The following is a 16,852-nucleotide window of genomic DNA, read 5'->3' as shown; positions in this document are numbered from 1 at the left end:
TGAATATGTTTAATAGCGGTCCATCCAGCGATTGGAGCGAGTGAGGCTTGCGTTGCGTACCTACTCGCCCGAGCCGCTCAGATCGCGATAGCAACGTCGGAGAACACGTTCTTCAACGTCGAGCCGATCGATGCGACGCTCGCGATGATCAGCACCGTGATCAGACCCGCGAGCATCCCGTACTCGAGGGCCGTGATGCCGTTTTCGTCACGAGCGAAGGCCTTTGCGTGAGCGATGATCTTTTGCATTTTGTGATCTCCAATCGATGTGTACATGGTTAACCCCCGATTCCGTTTCCATGTGGTTTTGAGGGTGAGTTGGGCTACGTCACCGGATTCGGCGTTGCAGCCACAGGCGCAGTTCTACGCGTGTCAATCTGATGACTTTGTGCGCTTTGCCACACGCGCAACAATTTCCTGTTCCCAACCACACCAAATCGGAAAAATTGACACGCCACATGTGACCCATCGCTCTCAAATCGACAATGTCACCTCGGCCGTCACCATGCTTTATCCACTACTTTCAGCGTTGCCTGATCACGACACATTTCCTCGATCGAAAAACTTGATGCGTATTTACCCCTGATTTTTCCGGTCATTCTCACATTTCAACCAATACGATCGTTCGTCACAAATCTTCATCGGCTTCCTATTACGTTGACATATCAACTATATTTTTAATTAGGATTGCGAGCGTTAAGCAAACACTTATACCAAACCCATGACGCACGCTCGCTGCAGAATCGGTAGTTACCCGACCACATCGGACCCTTCGACGCGAGACATGACGCATCTTTTTTTTCAGCGCTTTATTCATTGAAGGTGACGCTGTGCGCGAGTGTTAGCGCGCGAACATTGCCAATGCACTCTGCATTGCTCCTGACGCGCACGTCTCCCAATAATCAGGCAACACGCAGGGACTGCCATACACCGCACTGCTTGCGTGTTCGGGGGAAAAAATAGGCGGCAAAGCCGCCAACTGAAAATATTCAACGGGGACCGAAAAAATGCGACCACTTGAGCGGGATGGCTTACGCTTGCAGCCGACGGCGTGCTCCTGGCTTTCGCGCGAGAGACTCATTGCCTACAGCACCGCCATGCTCGTCATCGGTGTCGGCTTCGTAACGCTCTGGGCCTGGGTGACTCATGGCTTTGCAGCTACGGGCGGCTGGCGTCCGGGCTCCGACCTGCTCGTGTTCTGGTCGGCCAGCCACGCAGTCCTGCATGGCCAGGCTTCCACCGTCTTCGACTACTCAGCGTTTTCCCGGATCGTGGCCGCGGTGACGGGCGGCCTGCCCAAGAGCGCATTCATTCCCTGGCTTTATCCGCCCACGTTCCTGTTGTTCGTCACCCCACTCGCGCTGTTGCCGCTTCCCCTGGCTTATTTCGTTTTCCTGGGCGCGAGCGCATCCGCGTTCGTCTGCGCAACCGTTCGCGTTTCCGGCCTCGCACAAAGCCCGCTTGGCACCGCGACCGCCCGGTATGTCGTGCTCGCCATGCCGTGTGTGATGGTGTGTGCCATCTTCGGGCAAAACGCGCTGATTACCGCAGCGCTCGCCGCGTTTGCAATCGCCTCGATCGACCGTCGCCCCGGAATCGCCGGGATTTGTATCGGACTGCTGGTGATCAAGCCGCAGCTCGGCGTTCTGTTCCCTCTCGTTCTGGTCGCGGCACGGGCATGGAAAGTCTTCGGATACGCCGCTGCGACGGCAGTGCTCTTTTTTATTGCAAGCATGGCGCTCTGCGGGTACCCATCGCTTCAGCTGCTCGCAGGCAACGTCGGTATGGCGCGCGAGCTTATCCTCGAGCACGACGTCCGTTTCTGGCTTGCCTCTCCGTCAGTGTTCGCGTCGCTGCGACTCATTGGCGCCTCGCTGCTCGCAGCGGGACTGATGCACGCCGCGATTGCCGCCATCGCGGCATGTGGCGCATGGAAGGTCTGGCGCACGACGTGCGACACCGCCCTGCGTGCAGCCGCGCTCGGGACGGCCACGCTCATTGTCACGCCCTATGTATGGCATTACGAACTAACGTGGGTGGGCTTGTCGTGTGCGGGGCTGCTCGCGACCGGATTGCGTCGCGGCTGGCTTCCTGGCGAGCAGCCCGTGCTGCTTCTCGTGTGGCTCCTGCCAGTGTTCGAGTTCACCAACCAGATTTTCAGGCTGCCGCAGACCGGACCGGCGATCCTGTTGCTCATGCTGCTTGCGCTGCTCCGCCGCACACGCATCGATTCCGCTCTTTAGGCGAGAGACCACGCCATGAACCAGACTACCTTCCGCGATTCCATGAGCACGGCCAGGGCCGCGCACGCTAAGCCCCCCGGCACTCACCAGCCCCGCTCGCACTGGTTGAGCGGCCAACGCCTGTGGATCTACCCGCTTGCCGCGCTTGTCTACTATTTCTGCGTTGCGCTGGCTTACGTGTATCACCTGGTATGGCTTAAGGATCCGCAACTGAGCGTGCTTGCCGTGGACTGCCTGCCATTCTGGAGCGCTTCGCATCTCGCCCTGCAGGGACACGCAGTGGATGCCTATAACTTCAGCATCCTGAAGCCCGTCGAGGAATATGCGGCTGGCCACCCCGTCGGCATCCTTCCGTGGCTCTACCCGCCAACGTTCCTCTTGTTCGTGTATCCGCTGGCACTGCTGCCGTTCACGCTATCTGCACCTATCTTCCTGTTCGGCACACTCGCCCTCTTCGTCAAAGTGGTGAAGACGATCGCGCCTCACCCGCGCACCGCGCTCCTCGCAATCGCCTTCCCGGGTTCCGCGCTTGTTCTGACGGCGGGCCAGAACGGGCTGCTCACGGCATCACTGGTGGGGCTCGGATTGATTCTGCTGCGCAGCCGCCCGATACTCGCGGGGTTGTGCTTTGCTCTCGTCGCCATGAAGCCGCAGCTTTGCGTGCTCATTCCGCTCGCGCTACTCGCTTCGCGCTCGTGGCGCGCACTGGGCGCGATGAGCGTTGGCGTGGCGATTTCGCTGCTGGCCTCGGTCCTGGCGTTTGGCAGCGAAACGCTGGTCGCATGCATTCATAACATGGGCCTCGCCAACAGCTTTGTCGAGACGGGACGAGCCCACCTCTTTCGTGTACCGACTGTGTTCGGGGCGCTCAAGCTGCTTCATGCGCCAACGGCGCTAGCCAGTACTGCGCAAGCCGCGTCCGCCCTGTGCGCGGCCGCCGCCGTCTGCTACGCGTGGGGCCGGCCCAGCGCCTTCGGACTGCGCGCCGCCGTGCTCGTATGCGCCAGCATGCTCGTGAGCCCATACCTCTATGACTATGACCTGACGTGGTACGGAATCCTGATCGCATGGGTCGTCTACCACGCGAGGGAGCACGGCTTTCAGCGCGGACAGCGCGAATGGCTCGCCGTACTCTGGCTCGCCCCTATCGCCGGTCTCACGCTCGTTTCTCATCTGCACGTTCCGTTCACTCCGCTCATCTCGATTGCCACGCTCTGGATGCTGATTGCACAGATCGCGCGCGAGCGAAGCGTGCAGGCAATCTCCGACACCGCTGCCTCGTCGTAAAAGGGAGACAACATCATGAACATGTTTATCGGCGAGGAAGCGCGCTGCATCAAAACCGCGCTTGAGACCCCGCTCATCTCTGTCGTCGCTCCGTTCTATAACGAGGAGGACGGCGTCGAACTGTTCTTCGAACAGATTATTGCGACGATGGAGTCCATCGAATGCGTGCGCTTCGAGATCGTCTGCATCAACGACGGCAGCAGGGATGCCACGCTTGAAAGACTGGTTCTCGTCAGCCAACGCGACAGGCGCGTCAAAGTCATCGACCTCACGCGCAATTTCGGCAAGGAGTCTGCACTCACTGCGGGTCTCCACGAAGCGGCCGGCGACGCTGTCGTCGTCATCGATGCAGACCTGCAGGATCCGCCTTCATTGATTCCCGAAATGATCCGACATTGGCGCCAAGGCGCGGAAGTCGTACTCGCACGGCGTGCCAGCCGCACCTGCGATTCCTTCCTCAAGCGCACAACCGCAGCATTGTTCTATCGCATCCACAACGCGCTTTCGGAGCTGAAACTCCCCGAAAACGTTGGTGACTTCAGACTCATGGATCGCCAGGTCGTCAACGCGCTGCGCGGTCTTCCGGAGCGGCATCGGTTCATGAAGGGTCTGTTCGCCTGGGTCGGTTTCAACACCGTCACGCTCGACTACGAACGCACGCCACGCAGCGCAGGCGAAACCAAATTCTCGGGCTGGCGCCTGTGGAATTTCGCCCTTGAAGGCATTACAAGCTTCAGCACCGTGCCGTTGCGCGGCTGGACATATATCGGTGGGACGCTGGCCGCGCTCGCGCTTTGCTACGGCACGTTCATGGTTGGCCGCACGTTGCTGTTCGGCAATCCCGTTCCGGGCTATGCGTCCCTGTTCTCCGTCGTGTTGTTCTTGAGCGGCATCCAGCTGGTCGGCATCGGAGTCGTTGGCGAATACATCGGGCGCATCTACGACGAGTCAAAGAAGCGGCCGGTCTACCTCGTGCGGCGGCGTTACGAGTCGTGTGCCACGATCAGCGTCCTGCCGGTTGAACGTGTGGAGACCCGTACCCATAGCGTGCCGCTGGAGCTGGTTCGCTGGGGTGGCGCGTCCCAGGTGCGGGCGGCGGGCCGATGACGATGTTTCGATCATCAGGAGGCGCGTCATATGATTTGACGCTTCCGCTGACTTACGGGGGATAACATGTCTGACTATCAATCCAGATCCGGTGCCGAGGACTCACCCTGTGATCCGGGTGGACTTCTCGTCATCTTCGTGTTGCTGTACTTCGCTCCTTCGATCGTCGCCTTCCGTCGTATGCATCATAAGCGACGCGCAATCACCGGGCTTAACAGGCTGCTCGGATGGTCAGTGCTCGGCTGGATAGTCGCTTTACTGTGGGCACTGACTGGGGTTCAGAAAGAGGTGCCTTGCAATGAGCAAACGCGCACACATAACACCCAGAGTCGGCGAGAAGGCGAGGACGGGTTCTCGCTCATATAATCCGTATGCGATCAATTTTGATGGTCCTCGGAGTCAATGCCGACCGGGCGCGTGGATTGTGTTCGCGGCGGTGGTGCAGGTGCGCCCAGGACGGAGGGTGCCTCACGCTCACAAGAAGCGCGCGTGCGCCGAAGGACATCGCGTTCTCGCGCACGGTCGGTCCGGGAGCGGGAGGCACATGCAGTACGCCTCGTCGTCGCCCTTGTTGCGGAGCTAGCGACTGCTTCTGCCCATCGTGCTCGTGCCCGGAGAGATATGATCGCTCGGCACGAATCGGTGTCGCAGGGAAGGACTGACTATGCCCTCGTGAGAATAGCGTGGTTCATGCCCCTTCTGTCGTGCCTCCCTCCTACGGACGAGCAACTATTACCTCAGCACGAGTCGCATACCTGAACGAAGAACGCGCGGTATTGGAGACATGCGCAGGATCTTCCGCAGACTTGACAAGCCAGCTCAGCGCGAGCCGTTATGCCCGGCAACGGCAACCATGACGGCCCACTTGCTAACGCGCACCTTCCGTTGGGCCACATAGCGCCGCACGACGACCAGCAGCAACGCCAGGACGATGACCGGCACATAGGCGCTCGCCGCCCACTCCCCCGGCGTGTAAATGACAATCGGCGAAATCCAGGCACTCACCAGCACGACGCCGTCGCCCCGAATCCAGCCGTTGCGGCCACCGTCCCGCACGAGCCACAGAATCGGCAAGCCAAGCAAAAGCAGGTCGTAGGGCATCAGATAGGTCGGCACCAGTAACGTCGCCAGCGCCAGTGCCGACGCCCGCAACTCGAAAGTCGCGCGCACGGTCCAAAGCCAGACAACGGCGCTCACAGCCAGTGCCGCCACAACCGCGTGTAGCATGTATGCGGTCGGCGCGGTCACGCCAAAATGTCGCGCGACGCCAAACGCCGTCGAAATTCCACGCGGCCAGCGGTCCGAATACTGGATGACGAAGTGGTTAAAGGCGGGCAACGCTTCGGCGAATCGCGCAAATGTCGCGAATCCAAGCAGCAGCCCCGCGAGCGCGCAAAAAGCGCCGACTGTCACTACCGAGGATACGACTGCACGCCAGTTTCTGCCGCATAGCAATGCAATTGGAATCACGAGGCCCAGTTGCGGTTTGATGGCAAGTAGACCGAATAAAATTCCCGCAACCCATGGCCGTCTGTCGACACAGACGAGACCAAACCCAATCAGGGCGAACGTCAAAAATGCGTTCTGTCCGGCAGATGCAGCAGCCCAGAATGCGGGAAATGCGACAACCGGCAGCCACCAGGACCGGTCCCGCAACCGCGGCAGGATCCGCACGCAGGCCTGAAACGCGAAGGCGATCCAGACCAATACGTACGCAACGTACGAGAGCGCGAATGGCAACAACGCAGCCGGCAGCATAACGAGCAGAAACGTCGGCGGATAGGTCCATGGGGTGACAAACGGCGTCGGTAGCATGTTTTGCAGGGGCAATGCGATCGGCTCGATGAGGGCCGTGTCGAAGGCATTGACTGCCGGACCGTGTAGCGCGAGCCAGGACGCGCTCCAGAACACGGCAAAATCCCACCCCGGCGGACTGACGTTTGGAATTGGCTTGACCAACCCGTACCAAATCCTTAGTGAAAAGAAGCCAATATTCACCAGCAGAAAAAAAGCAGCGTAGGCGCGGATACGCTGCGCGTCGAGCCAGCGTGGCGGTCCAGACAACGGCCGGGAAGTGGAATGAACGGTATCGTCGTCCATGGTCAGGCCACCAGTTCGGCCCGCAAAACGTAAGACAGCGCGAGAATGCAGACGGCGCCAGATGTTCCAAACCTGATGATATGCGGCATCCCCCGTCACTCCTCGAAGTGCACGACGCTTGAGCCGGAAACTCGCGGCGCCCACTTATCAGGCGGCGCGCCTTGTGCCGGTCTTGCTTCGCGATTGCTTGTATCGCGAAGTATGGAGAAACTGGAAGCCTCGCGGAAGCCAGAATAGGCATGGAATCGTCCGCGAGACCACACAGGGTAGCCAAATCCGCCATGTGCGCCTCAACGTCCGCTCGCCGCGCTGTAATACTGGCCCGCCTTTGCCAGGACGACAGCTTACGGCCCGGATTCCCGGAAAGGATCCCCCTTGAAGCCTGTCTGAATGTGCGCGAGAACGGCGTCATTGTCCGGCTCGAAGCACACCACCGTCACGAGCTTGGTGCTCGACGAATGCGCGAGTCAAGATAGTCAGAAGCAACACGGGTAACAGGACGCCACCCCACTCCGTGCGGCCCATAAGGATCCCAAGAAAGGCCGGGATCGGAAGGAACCATGCGAGTGCAACGACCGTCGATTCCCAGAGGCTCCGATGCCCGGTCCTCTGAAAATCCTCACAGAGATACAGGACCGGCAACAGCAGCCAGACGAGGTCGTACTGGATCAAGTACGGAGTTGCCGTGAGTGTCGCGACAATGGCGGCTGCGGAGCTCAGACGTGATCCAGGCTGTTTGCTCCACAAGATCGCGGTGGCTACCACGAGCGGACCCGCAAGAATGAGGTGCATCGCGTAGGCGCTGTGCAGATTCGCTCCGAGAGAGCGAGCGATGGCGTAGATGGTCGGCATCGCGCGCCACAGGTCTGCGTAGTTATGCGTAAGGATCGCACTGTTGAACCATGACAGCGTCCCGAAAAATTGTCCCCAGAGCGGAAGGCCGAATGCGAACGCGCTGGCGCTGCAAATGATGGCGACTGTCGCTGCGGCAGCCGCAACTGCCCGGAATTGGCGAGCACACAGGAAGAAAAGTGGCAAGAGCAGCCCAAGCTGCGGTTTGACCGCGAGCAGCGCGCCGGCACACACCCCCGCAAGCACCGGGCGAGGCTTGATTTGCGCGAGTGATATAGCTGCGAGGGAGAGGGTAATCAATGAATTCTGGCCATGAATTGTGGCCACCCATATTCCAGGGAAGGCGATGACGGTAATCCACGGCAACGCCTTTGACGCCATTGCCGACCGGCATGCGAACAGCACCATTGCTATACACATAAAGCAGTAGACGGTGTAGGAAATCGCGTATGGCAGCAGCGCGAGCGGGAGGATGAGTGCATGGAAGGGCGGCGGGTAGACCCATGGCGCGAAATGACCGGCATCGGCAAAGTTCGTCCCGTCGTACAGATGGGCCTCAACTGCTGCCATCAAGTCCGGATTGAAAGCCGAGATCATGCCGCTATGCAGAGAGACGAAGGAGGCGCTCCAGAAGACCCTGAAATCCAGGCCAAGTGGGGGCACAGTCCGAAGATGAAGAACCCAGCTTGCGAACGCCCATATGCCTAGCTGGATCAACTGCATGGCAAGAATGGCACCGCTGTAAATCACAAGTCTTTCACGAGACAGAAAGCCTGAAACGCTTTGGAGCGCTCCCGGCTGCTCGACGGCTGTTGCCATGAAGACCTCCAGTTGAATGGAGATATGGGATTGTCCGGAGCCAGCATTGTCGACCTGGTCTGACGAATCGGATGTGTGACAGCCCACGCCCAAATGGAGGTTGAGTTAGCAGCCGCCTGCTGGTCTGCTTCTTCTTTTTTGGGGATCCCATGTGAGAAAGGAGCCATCCGCTTCGATGGGTGATCGCTCAACTGTTAATTCGGTGTCCGCTGGCACACGTTTCGTTTCGCTCTATCCCCCCAGAATGTTCAGGCGGGAAAATCGCCATAACATCTTGATCGGGGCTCGTCTTGAAGGCCATTGTTGGGCAGGAGATTCAACGAACGGCGTTCTTCACACGGGAAAGAATCGCCGTGTACAGCAGCGCATTACTTGTAGGCCAAATCGGTGTGATCGCGGTCTGGGTCACGTCGTGCTGGTTGTTCCACACACGCTACGTGCCACCCCCTGGCATTGACTTCCGTGTATTCTGGAGTGCCTCTCTTATTTCCATACACCAAGGGGCCATTGCTGCATTCAACCCGGATCTCCTGTGCGCAGCCGAGAATACTCTGCTTCAGGGAACCGGGGTGGAATGTGCTTGCGCCCTTTGGGTCTACCCGCCGCCTTTTCAGCTGCTCATCTTTCCGCTCGCGATACTTCCGTACCCTGCCGCGTATGCGCTGTTCTGCTGCGCAAGCATCTCATGCTGTCTGTTCGCGTGCGCGCCATTGATGAAATCCAGTCCGCTGCCGTGGTCAACCATCATTGCGTTTCCCGGAATTTGGGTTGCCGCCATACATGGACAGAACTCGCTGATCACCCTCGCGCTCGCTGCCGGCACGCTGGGGTTGCTCGAGAAACAGCCGGTTGCGGCCGGCGTGTGTGCTGGACTTCTTGTCATCAAGCCGCAACTCGCGCCCATCTTCCCCCTGCTCTTTTTGTTCGGTCGAAACTTCAAGGCACTTTCTGCGGCGGCGTTGACGGCGGCATTTCTCTGCCTCGTGAGTGAAATCATCTTCGGGATACCGCTATGGATTCGCTTCTTCGAGATGGCCACGCAGTTCAACTCAGCAGTTCAAAATAACTGGGCCGACCTCTGGGACGCTATGCCCACCGTCTTCGTTATCGTGCGTCATTTAGGGGGCGGCATCGGCATCGCATACACGCTTCACGCAGTTGTTGCCTTGGGCTCCCTAGCGTTCACGATCTTGCTATGGCGCCGAAAGCCGCACTCATCGCTGGCCAATGCGGCAGCCGCTACGACAGCATTGCTGATACCGACTTACTTGCTGTACTACGATCTAGCGTGGCTCCTCTTGCCCATTCTCTATCTCGCTGCGGACTCGAAGAAATCGCTGAGAGCCACACGCGTCGAGCATGTCATTATAGTGCTTGCATGGCTCGCCCCTCTCGCGTCACTGATAACGTGGTTCATGCCATTCAAGAGCCGATGGGCAGTCATCGTACTGATCGCCTTGATGGTGCTCATCGCCCGTCGCTTCTTTCAGGAAGCCCGCGTAGAGCCTCGTCATGCAACAGGACTGCCTGCCCGCACCAGGTAATGCGGTAAGCTGTGGCATCGCAGCGCCTCGTGCAGCAAGCAGTCCTCCGATGATCACGATACAAACCATCACCGCTCTTGAGTTGACGGCAGGCGCGAAGACGCGCCGGAGCGGAAAACGCAGCGGCGCCGGGCGGTAGAACCGCGCGGCGCCGCATTTGCTTTGACTTCGAAGTCCGCGTCAGAACGGCGTCAAGCCATACGGAAGCCTCAGAACGGCAGCTTCGCGTCCGGCTTCTCGGCAAGAATCACGCGCTTGAAGTCCGCCTGGATGCGCGCGAGCGCGGCATCGTTGTCGGCCTCGAAGCGCATCACGACCACGGGCGTGGTGTTCGACGAGCGGGCAAGGCCAAAGCCGTCCGGGTATTCCACGCGCAGACCGTCGATGGTGATGACCTCGTCGGCGCCCGTGAACTTCGCGTTCTTCTGCAGCTTGCCGATCAGTTCGAAGTTCTCGCCCTCCTCGAGCTTCAGCTGCAGCTCGGGCGTAGCGTGCGAGTTCGGCAGGTCGTTGAGCAGCTTGCTCGGATCGGCCACGCGCGAGAGGATTTCGAGCAGGCGCGCGCCCGTGTACAGGCCGTCGTCGAAGCCGTACCAGCGGTCCTTGAAGAACACGTGGCCGCTCATTTCACCCGCGAGCGGCGCGCCGGTTTCGCGCAGCTTCGCCTTCACGAGCGAGTGGCCGGTCTTCCACATGAGCGGCTCGCCGCCCTTTTCCTTCACCCACTTCGCGAGATTGCGCGTGCACTTCACGTCGTAGATGATCTGCTTGCCCGGGTTGCGCGAAAGCACTTCCTCGGCGAACAGCATGAGCTGGCGATCGGGGTAGATGATCTGGCCGTCCTTGGTCACGACGCCCAGGCGGTCGCCGTCGCCGTCGAACGCGAAGCCGATCTCCGCATCCGTTTCCTTCAGCGCCCGGATCACGTCCTGCAGGTTCTCGGGGTGCGCCGGGTCCGGATGGTGGTTCGGGAAATTGCCGTCCACCTCGGTGAAGAGTTCGACCAGCTCGCAGCCCATCGCCTTAAAGAGACGCGGCGCCAGGTCGCCCGCCACTCCGTTGCCGGTATCGACCACGAGCTTCATCGGGCGCGCGAGCTTCACGTCGCCCAGAATGCGATCGACATAGGCGTCGGCGATGTCGTACTTCGTGTAGCTGCCCTCGCCCGCGTCGAAGCGGTCCGCGACGATACGGTCGTACAGCGCGAGGATCTGGTCGCCGTAAATCGCCTTGCCGCGCAGGACCATCTTGAAGCCGTTGTAGTCAGGCGGATTGTGGCTGCCCGTCACGACGATGCACGAGTCCACGTTGCGCTCGCCGCCCACCAGCTTGAGCGGCACGCTTGCGGCGAAGTAGCCCACGGGCGTGGGCACCATGCCGACGTCGACCACGTCCACGCCGGCTTCGCACAGGCCGTCGGCCAGCGCACGCGAGAGATCGGGACCCGAGAGCCGGCCGTCGCGCGCGATCACCACGGCGTCGCCGCCCTGCGCACGCACTTCGCTGCCGAAGGCACGGCCGATGGCGCGTGCGGTGTCGGTGTCGAGCGTCTTGCCGATCACGCCGCGGATGTCATACGCCTTGAAAATCGATTTGGAAATCATGTTGAGGCTCACGTCCTGATGGGGATTCGGGTCTATTCGTAACACAGACAGGCAACTGTAAGCCTCCTGCGTTACGAAAAGTGGGATCCGTTACAAACTATAATTGCCGTTTTTCGGCAGTGGTATGCACCCATTTTAATGCTTCACCGTTTCCTTTTATCGCCAAAATATTCGTCAAAAAAGGCGCCGAGATCGCGCATGCCGCGTGCCCGCCCCTTTTTTAGCGCCTCCCGCCGTGGCGAGGCACGATGCTGAGCCTCAAGCGCTTCGGGAACCCCGACGTCGCCCGTGCGTTCGCAAACATCGTGTGGCTCGGGCTCGAGCGCGTGACGCAGATCGCGGTGGCCATCGTCATCAGCGGCGTGCTCGCGCGCTATTTCGGCCCTGACGTATTCGGCAAGTGGCAGTACGCCAACACGCTTTTGCTCGTGCTCGCGCCCGTGACCTGGGTCTGCGGCGCCGAGATCCTCGTGCCCACGATCGTCAACCGGCCGCCGGAACAGCTCGGCACCGTGCTCGGGAGCGCGTTCGCGCTACGCATCGGCGTTTCGGCGGCGGCGCTGCTTCTCACGTGGGCCGGCATTGCGCTCGGCGTGACCGACCCGATGGTCGGCGCCATGCTCGCCGGGCTCGCGGTAACGATGCTCTTTCGCGAGCCGTTCGTGGGCGTGATCAACGCGTGGCTGCAGAGCATGACGTACAGCAAGCCGCAATTGCTCGCGAGCATGACGACCGCCGTGATCAAGGCGCTGCTCGTGTATCTGCTTGCGCGCGCGGCTTTCGCGCCCGCCACCTTCGGCTGGCTCTGGGCGCTCGAATCGGCGGCGATCGGCGCGGCGCTCGTGCTCTACTTCCGACGCCGCCACGGCGGCAAGCTCGGCTGGCACGTGGACCGCTCGCTTTTCAGGCATTTCGCGAGCGCGGGCACGGTGTTCTGGCTCGGGCTCATCTGCATGTACCTGTTCCTGAAACTCGACCGCCTGATGCTCGAGCGCACGATCTCGTTCGCCGATCTCGGCCGTTACTCGGCTGCACAGCAGCTCAACGAGAACTGGATCACGCTCGCGCTCATGCTCTCGCAGACGATCGCGCCCGCCTTCGTCTACCGCGTGCAGCAGACCGCCCAATTGCGTCGCAATCTCCTGCGTCTCTTCGCGATGACCGCGGTGCTGATGGTGGCCGGCGCGCTCGTGCTCGACGCGCTCGCGGGCTTTATCATCGGCCGCGTGTTCGGGCCGGACTACGAAGGCGCGATCGGCATCTTCCGCTGGGCCGTGTGGCTTTCGGTGCCGGCTGGGCTTGAGGCCATCGGCAACCTCGTCGTGCTCAAATATCAGGCGAAATTCGTGCTGCTGGCGAAATGGCTGCTCGCGCTCGCGGTGGCGTTCGCCGTGAATCTCGTCGCGATTCCGCGACTGGGCTCGTACGGCGCGCTATGCGGCCTCGCGGCGGGTTATCTCGCGGCGGCCTGCGTGAATCTCTACTACATCCGCTTCAAGCTCGTTTCATGATGAATTCCGCCGCGCTCCCAGCGAGCGACGCACGCGAAGGCACGCTCGCCGACGTCGCCGTGCTCATGCCCGCGTACAACGGCCAGGACGACGTCGCGCGCACGCTCGCCTCGTTCGATGAGGACGCAACCATTTACGCGGTCGTCATCGACGACGGCAGCACGCCGCCCATCGTCTCGCCCGAGGTGCCGGGCATGCGTGTGGAAGTCTTGCGCATGCCGAAGAACGGCGGCATCGAGCGCGCGTTGCAGGCGGGCGTCGAAGCGCTTGCCGCGCGCGGTTTTCGCTATGCGGCGCGCATCGATGCGGGTGATCTTGCCGCCCCACAGCGCCTCGCGAAGCAGCGCTCGCGCATGGAAGCGGAGCCTGCGCTCGCTGCGCTCGGCACGTGGACTCAGGTGGTCAATCGGGCGGGTGAGCCGCTTTTCATGCTGCGCCCGAGCGCCGATGCACGCGCGCTGCGCCGCACGCGCCTCCTGCGCTCGCCGCTCGTGCATCCTTCGGTGATGCTGCGTGTCGATGCCGTGCTCGCTGTGGGCAACTATCGCGTGAAATATCCGGCCGCCGAGGATCTCGACCTGTTCCTGCGACTGATGGAGCGCTACGAGTGCGCGAATCTGCCGGAACTCGGGCTGTACTACGAACTGAACGAAAGCGGCATTAGCGCGACCAGGCGGCGGCGGCAGATCGTTTCTACGCTGCGCCTGCAATTGCGCTATCTGAATGTGATGAACTGGCGCGATTGGGCCGGCGTGGCGAAGAGCCTGCTGCACTTCGTGACGCCGTATCGCACCTTGCACAAGATGAAGCGGGCTTTGTTCGCTAGCGGCACGAAATGAGCCTCACCGTCGGCGCGACGCCGATTCCGGTAGGGGGCCGCATCAGCTACGATGTGCACGCGCTCCTCGCGCGCTTTCGTGTTTGCTGTCGATTTTTGTAGGACGAAAGATGTTCTCGACCGCTGACGCGGTTGTTAACTGAACCCAAAATAAAAAGGGACCCCGAGTGGATTTCCTGGCGCAGGCGCAGGCGCAGATGCGAGTGAGGAGATTGTGTGCGTACAATATCGGGTTTCGCGTCACACGCCTCATCAGCAAAGCTGCGCAGATGACATAACGCGAGGGCTTGGTGAAACCAGCCCCCTTTCCCGACAAGAGCAGTGTAGCGATGCCCACAGCAGTTACGATTGATTCCCGACGCACCGCGCCCAGCGACTGGCTGACCGCGGCTTTCCTGCTCGCTTTTCCCTCGATCGCCATGCTCGTGCAAGGCGCTTCGAGCGCCGTATCGATCGGGGCGGGCGTCATTTCGCTGGCGGCACTCTGCTCGCGGCCCGCAGGCGCGCCCTATGGCTACGCTCCGCTCGAGCGTCGCGCGCTCGCGCTTTGCATCGCACTTTGCGGCCCCGTTGCCGCCGTGGCGCTCAGTACGCTTTCCCATGGACATCCCATGTTCCGGACCTGGGATTCGCCATCGCGATTCCTGCTCGCGATCCCGATCTTTCTCGCGCTGCGGCGCGCGCCGCAGCGAGTCTTCGTCTGGGCAGACCTCTCCTTTACGCTGGGCGCCCTGTCCGCACTCGTGCTGGCTCTCTTCATGCCGCGCAATTGGGGCGACGGCCGCATCGGCAGCGCGTTCCTGAATCCGATCCATTTTGGCGATCTGGCGCTCGCGCTTGGCGTGCTGTCGGCGATTGCGCTCAACTGGTGGCGCAAGGACTCGGCGCTCTGGCGCGCTTTCAAGATCGCGGGGCTGTTCGGAGGGCTCGCGGCTTCGCTGTTGTCTGGCGCGCGCGGCGGCTGGGCGGCAATTCCGCTCGTCGCCTTGCTGATCGTGTGGGAAGTCGGCCGCAACAAACCGCTCCACTGGAAAGTGCTAATGCCGGTGGTTGTCACGCTGCTGCTCGGGCTCGTGTACGGGCTTTCGGGAACTGTGCGCGACCGCGTCAACAGCGTGTCGTCCGACCTGACGCAATACACGCAAGGCCATCGCGACACGTCGGTCGGCATCCGTCTGCAGCTTTATGAGGCAGCGGCCACGCTGATTGCCGAACATCCGGTGCTAGGCCTCGGCGGCGACGGGTTTCGGGACAAGATGGCCTCGATGGCGAACCAAGGGGCGCTCACCCCCATGGCGGCGGCGTTCGGCGAGGGCGAAGTGCACAACCAGCTGCTCGCCTACATGGTCAACTACGGTATTGTGGGCGGTCTCGCACTGCTCGCGATCTACATCGTGCCTGCCGTCTTTTTCGCGGCGAAGCTCAAGTCCGCATCGAGGACGACCCGGCGCACGGCGCTCATGGGGCTGACTTTCGTCCTGATGTTTTTCGTGTTTGGGCTGACGGTCGAGACTTTCGACCTGAAGAGCACGGTGTCTTTTTATGCGACCGTGCTGGCTGTTCTTGCTGCGATTGCGGAACGCACAGGTGCCAAACCTGCCCCTTCCCAAGGCTGACCGTCAAGCCCGACGGTGAACGAGGGCGTGCGGGCCACCTACATGCACCGCAGAAGCACGGGTAGCAAAACAGGTACGACGAAAGCCGTGAACACACCATTGAGGCCCATACCGAGGCCCGAAAACGCGCCCATCTCCTCGCTCACCTGAAACGCACGTGCGGTGCCGATGCCATGCGAAGCCACGCCGATCGCAAAGCCGCGCACCTCTGCCTCACGTACGCGGATCGCGTTGAGTATCCAGCGCGCGGTCACCGCGCCGAACACGCCCGTCGAGATCACGAGCACAGCGGTGAGCGACGGGATGCCGCCGATCTTGTCGGCAACGGCCATGGCGATCGGCGTGGTGACGGACTTCGGCGCGAGCGACGCAATGGTCTGATGCGATGCGCCGAAGAGCTTCGCGACGCCGACCGCCGACACGATCGCCGTGAGCGAGCCTGCGACAAGGCCGCCGAGCAATGGCAGCGCGCCGCGCTTGAGCTTGTCCCACTGACGATAGAGCGGTAGTGCGAGCGCAACCGTGGCGGGCCCGAGCAGGAAATGCACGAACTGGGCGCCTTCGAAATACGTACGATACGGCGTATCCGTGATCTTGAGCGCCGCGACGACGAGCGCCACGGCGATTAGCACCGGGTTCGCGAGCGGATTGTGCTTCGCTCGCGCGTAGATATTGATGGCGATGAGATAGGCGACGAGCGTGACGGTCAGGCCGAGGAGCGGCGTGGCGGCGAGGTAGACCCAGATTGCATCGAGCTTCGTGATGGGCAGGTGGCTGTTCACGATGCGCCCTCCCCGGCCGTCGTGTTGCGGCGCTGACGACGCAGCAGCGCGCGCGTGACCAGCGCTGTCACCGCGATGCCGAGCGTCGTGCTCACGACGAGGCTCGCGATCACGGCAAGCGCCTCGCCTCGCACCGCCTGCGCGGACACCATGATGCCCACGCCCGCCGGAATGAAGAGCAGCGAGAGATGGCGCAGCAATTCGAACGCGGTCGGCTCGATGGCCTCGACGGCGGCGGGCCGCATCAACGCGAAGGCGAACAGCAGCAGCATGCCGATCACGGGGCCGGGCACGGGAAGCGAGAAGACGTAGGACACGCTCTCGCCCAGACACTGGAAGATCAGGAGGGCGGCAAGGGAACGAAGCATGATTCAGGTTGACGCGAGGCCGAATGGCGGAGGTAGGCGCGCGCAACGCGCGCCATGGTGCGGAAGTCTACCGGAACCTGACATGCGTCACAGCGCCAACGGCCCGAAGCAAAAAAACTCATGAATGCGGGCCAACTGCCGATAATCCCGATAAGGGAGTGCTTAATCTGACCAGGCTGACA

14 protein-coding genes are annotated in these 16,852 nt (G+C 61.4%); 8 read left to right on the top strand and 6 right to left on the bottom strand.

Annotated elements, in window-relative coordinates; translation table 11 throughout:
- Positions 1-77: 77 nt before the first annotated feature.
- The gene (locus BHE01S_RS36255; protein WP_062859880.1) at positions 78-248 is read right to left on the bottom strand and encodes a Flp family type IVb pilin; all 171 of its coding nucleotides are present in this window, start codon (positions 246-248) and stop codon (positions 78-80) included.
- A 788-nt stretch (positions 249-1,036) separates the two neighbouring features.
- Between BHE01S_RS36255 and BHE01S_RS25025 the strand changes: the two genes are divergently transcribed.
- The 4 genes from BHE01S_RS25025 to BHE01S_RS39585 all read left to right on the top strand — a co-directional run bounded on the left by BHE01S_RS25025 (position 1,037) and on the right by BHE01S_RS39585 (position 5,002).
- The gene (locus BHE01S_RS25025) at positions 1,037-2,242 is read left to right on the top strand and encodes a glycosyltransferase family 87 protein (protein WP_052406088.1); all 1,206 of its coding nucleotides are present in this window, start codon (positions 1,037-1,039) and stop codon (positions 2,240-2,242) included.
- A 15-nt stretch (positions 2,243-2,257) separates the two neighbouring features.
- Complete coding sequence (locus tag BHE01S_RS25020) at positions 2,258-3,529, top strand: glycosyltransferase family 87 protein (protein WP_084069179.1); 1,272 nt, start codon at positions 2,258-2,260, stop codon at positions 3,527-3,529.
- Positions 3,530-3,577: 48 nt separating this feature from the next.
- Positions 3,578-4,636: a glycosyltransferase family 2 protein gene (locus BHE01S_RS25015; RefSeq protein WP_084069191.1), complete on the top strand. Its 1,059-nt coding sequence runs from the start codon at positions 3,578-3,580 to the stop codon at positions 4,634-4,636.
- A gap of 66 nt (positions 4,637-4,702) precedes the next feature.
- Positions 4,703-5,002, top strand: coding sequence for a superinfection immunity protein (locus BHE01S_RS39585; RefSeq protein WP_042268710.1), 300 nt, complete (start codon positions 4,703-4,705; stop codon positions 5,000-5,002).
- 453 nt (positions 5,003-5,455) lie between these two features.
- On the opposite strand, the gene BHE01S_RS25005 is transcribed toward BHE01S_RS39585, so the two are convergent.
- Positions 5,456-6,736, bottom strand: coding sequence for a glycosyltransferase family 87 protein (locus BHE01S_RS25005; RefSeq protein ID WP_084069177.1), 1,281 nt, complete (start codon positions 6,734-6,736; stop codon positions 5,456-5,458).
- Positions 6,737-7,144: 408 nt separating this feature from the next.
- A complete protein-coding gene (locus BHE01S_RS25000) occupies positions 7,145-8,407 on the bottom strand; it encodes a glycosyltransferase family 87 protein (protein WP_245639852.1) in 1,263 nt (420 codons plus the stop codon).
- 290 nt (positions 8,408-8,697) lie between these two features.
- Between BHE01S_RS25000 and BHE01S_RS24995 the strand changes: the two genes are divergently transcribed.
- Positions 8,698-9,951, top strand: coding sequence for a glycosyltransferase family 87 protein (locus BHE01S_RS24995; RefSeq protein WP_052406081.1), 1,254 nt, complete (start codon positions 8,698-8,700; stop codon positions 9,949-9,951).
- Positions 9,952-10,160: 209 nt separating this feature from the next.
- On the opposite strand, the gene BHE01S_RS24990 is transcribed toward BHE01S_RS24995, so the two are convergent.
- A complete protein-coding gene (locus BHE01S_RS24990) occupies positions 10,161-11,555 on the bottom strand; it encodes a phosphomannomutase/phosphoglucomutase (RefSeq protein WP_042268737.1) in 1,395 nt (464 codons plus the stop codon).
- 248 nt (positions 11,556-11,803) lie between these two features.
- Between BHE01S_RS24990 and BHE01S_RS24985 the strand changes: the two genes are divergently transcribed.
- The 3 genes from BHE01S_RS24985 to BHE01S_RS24975 all read left to right on the top strand — a co-directional run bounded on the left by BHE01S_RS24985 (position 11,804) and on the right by BHE01S_RS24975 (position 15,520).
- Positions 11,804-13,066 (top strand): oligosaccharide flippase family protein, encoded by a 1,263-nt coding sequence (locus tag BHE01S_RS24985; protein WP_042268709.1) that lies wholly within the window; start codon positions 11,804-11,806, stop codon positions 13,064-13,066.
- On the top strand, positions 13,066-13,905 hold the full coding sequence (locus BHE01S_RS24980) for a glycosyltransferase (RefSeq protein ID WP_157025617.1): 840 nt from the start codon (positions 13,066-13,068) through the stop codon (positions 13,903-13,905). Before BHE01S_RS24985 ends, BHE01S_RS24980 begins: the two co-directional genes overlap by 1 nt.
- 328 nt (positions 13,906-14,233) lie before the next feature.
- Entirely contained in the window at positions 14,234-15,520 is a 1,287-nt protein-coding gene (locus BHE01S_RS24975; RefSeq protein WP_042268707.1) for an O-antigen ligase family protein, read from the top strand.
- Positions 15,521-15,558: 38 nt separating this feature from the next.
- On the opposite strand, the gene BHE01S_RS24970 is transcribed toward BHE01S_RS24975, so the two are convergent.
- Both BHE01S_RS24970 and BHE01S_RS24965 read right to left on the bottom strand, forming a co-directional pair.
- Positions 15,559-16,302, bottom strand: coding sequence for an LrgB family protein (locus tag BHE01S_RS24970; protein ID WP_245639851.1), 744 nt, complete (start codon positions 16,300-16,302; stop codon positions 15,559-15,561).
- Positions 16,299-16,670 (bottom strand): CidA/LrgA family protein, encoded by a 372-nt coding sequence (locus BHE01S_RS24965; protein ID WP_042268706.1) that lies wholly within the window; start codon positions 16,668-16,670, stop codon positions 16,299-16,301. Before BHE01S_RS24965 ends, BHE01S_RS24970 begins: the two co-directional genes overlap by 4 nt.
- Between the last annotated feature and the right edge of the window lie 182 nt (positions 16,671-16,852).

It is taken from the genome of Paraburkholderia heleia NBRC 101817 (assembly GCF_000739775.1).
Lineage (GTDB): Bacteria > Pseudomonadota > Gammaproteobacteria > Burkholderiales > Burkholderiaceae > Paraburkholderia > Paraburkholderia heleia.
The sequence above is the reverse complement of the archived record's forward strand: the minus strand, read 5'-3'. Positions and strand labels throughout refer to the sequence as shown.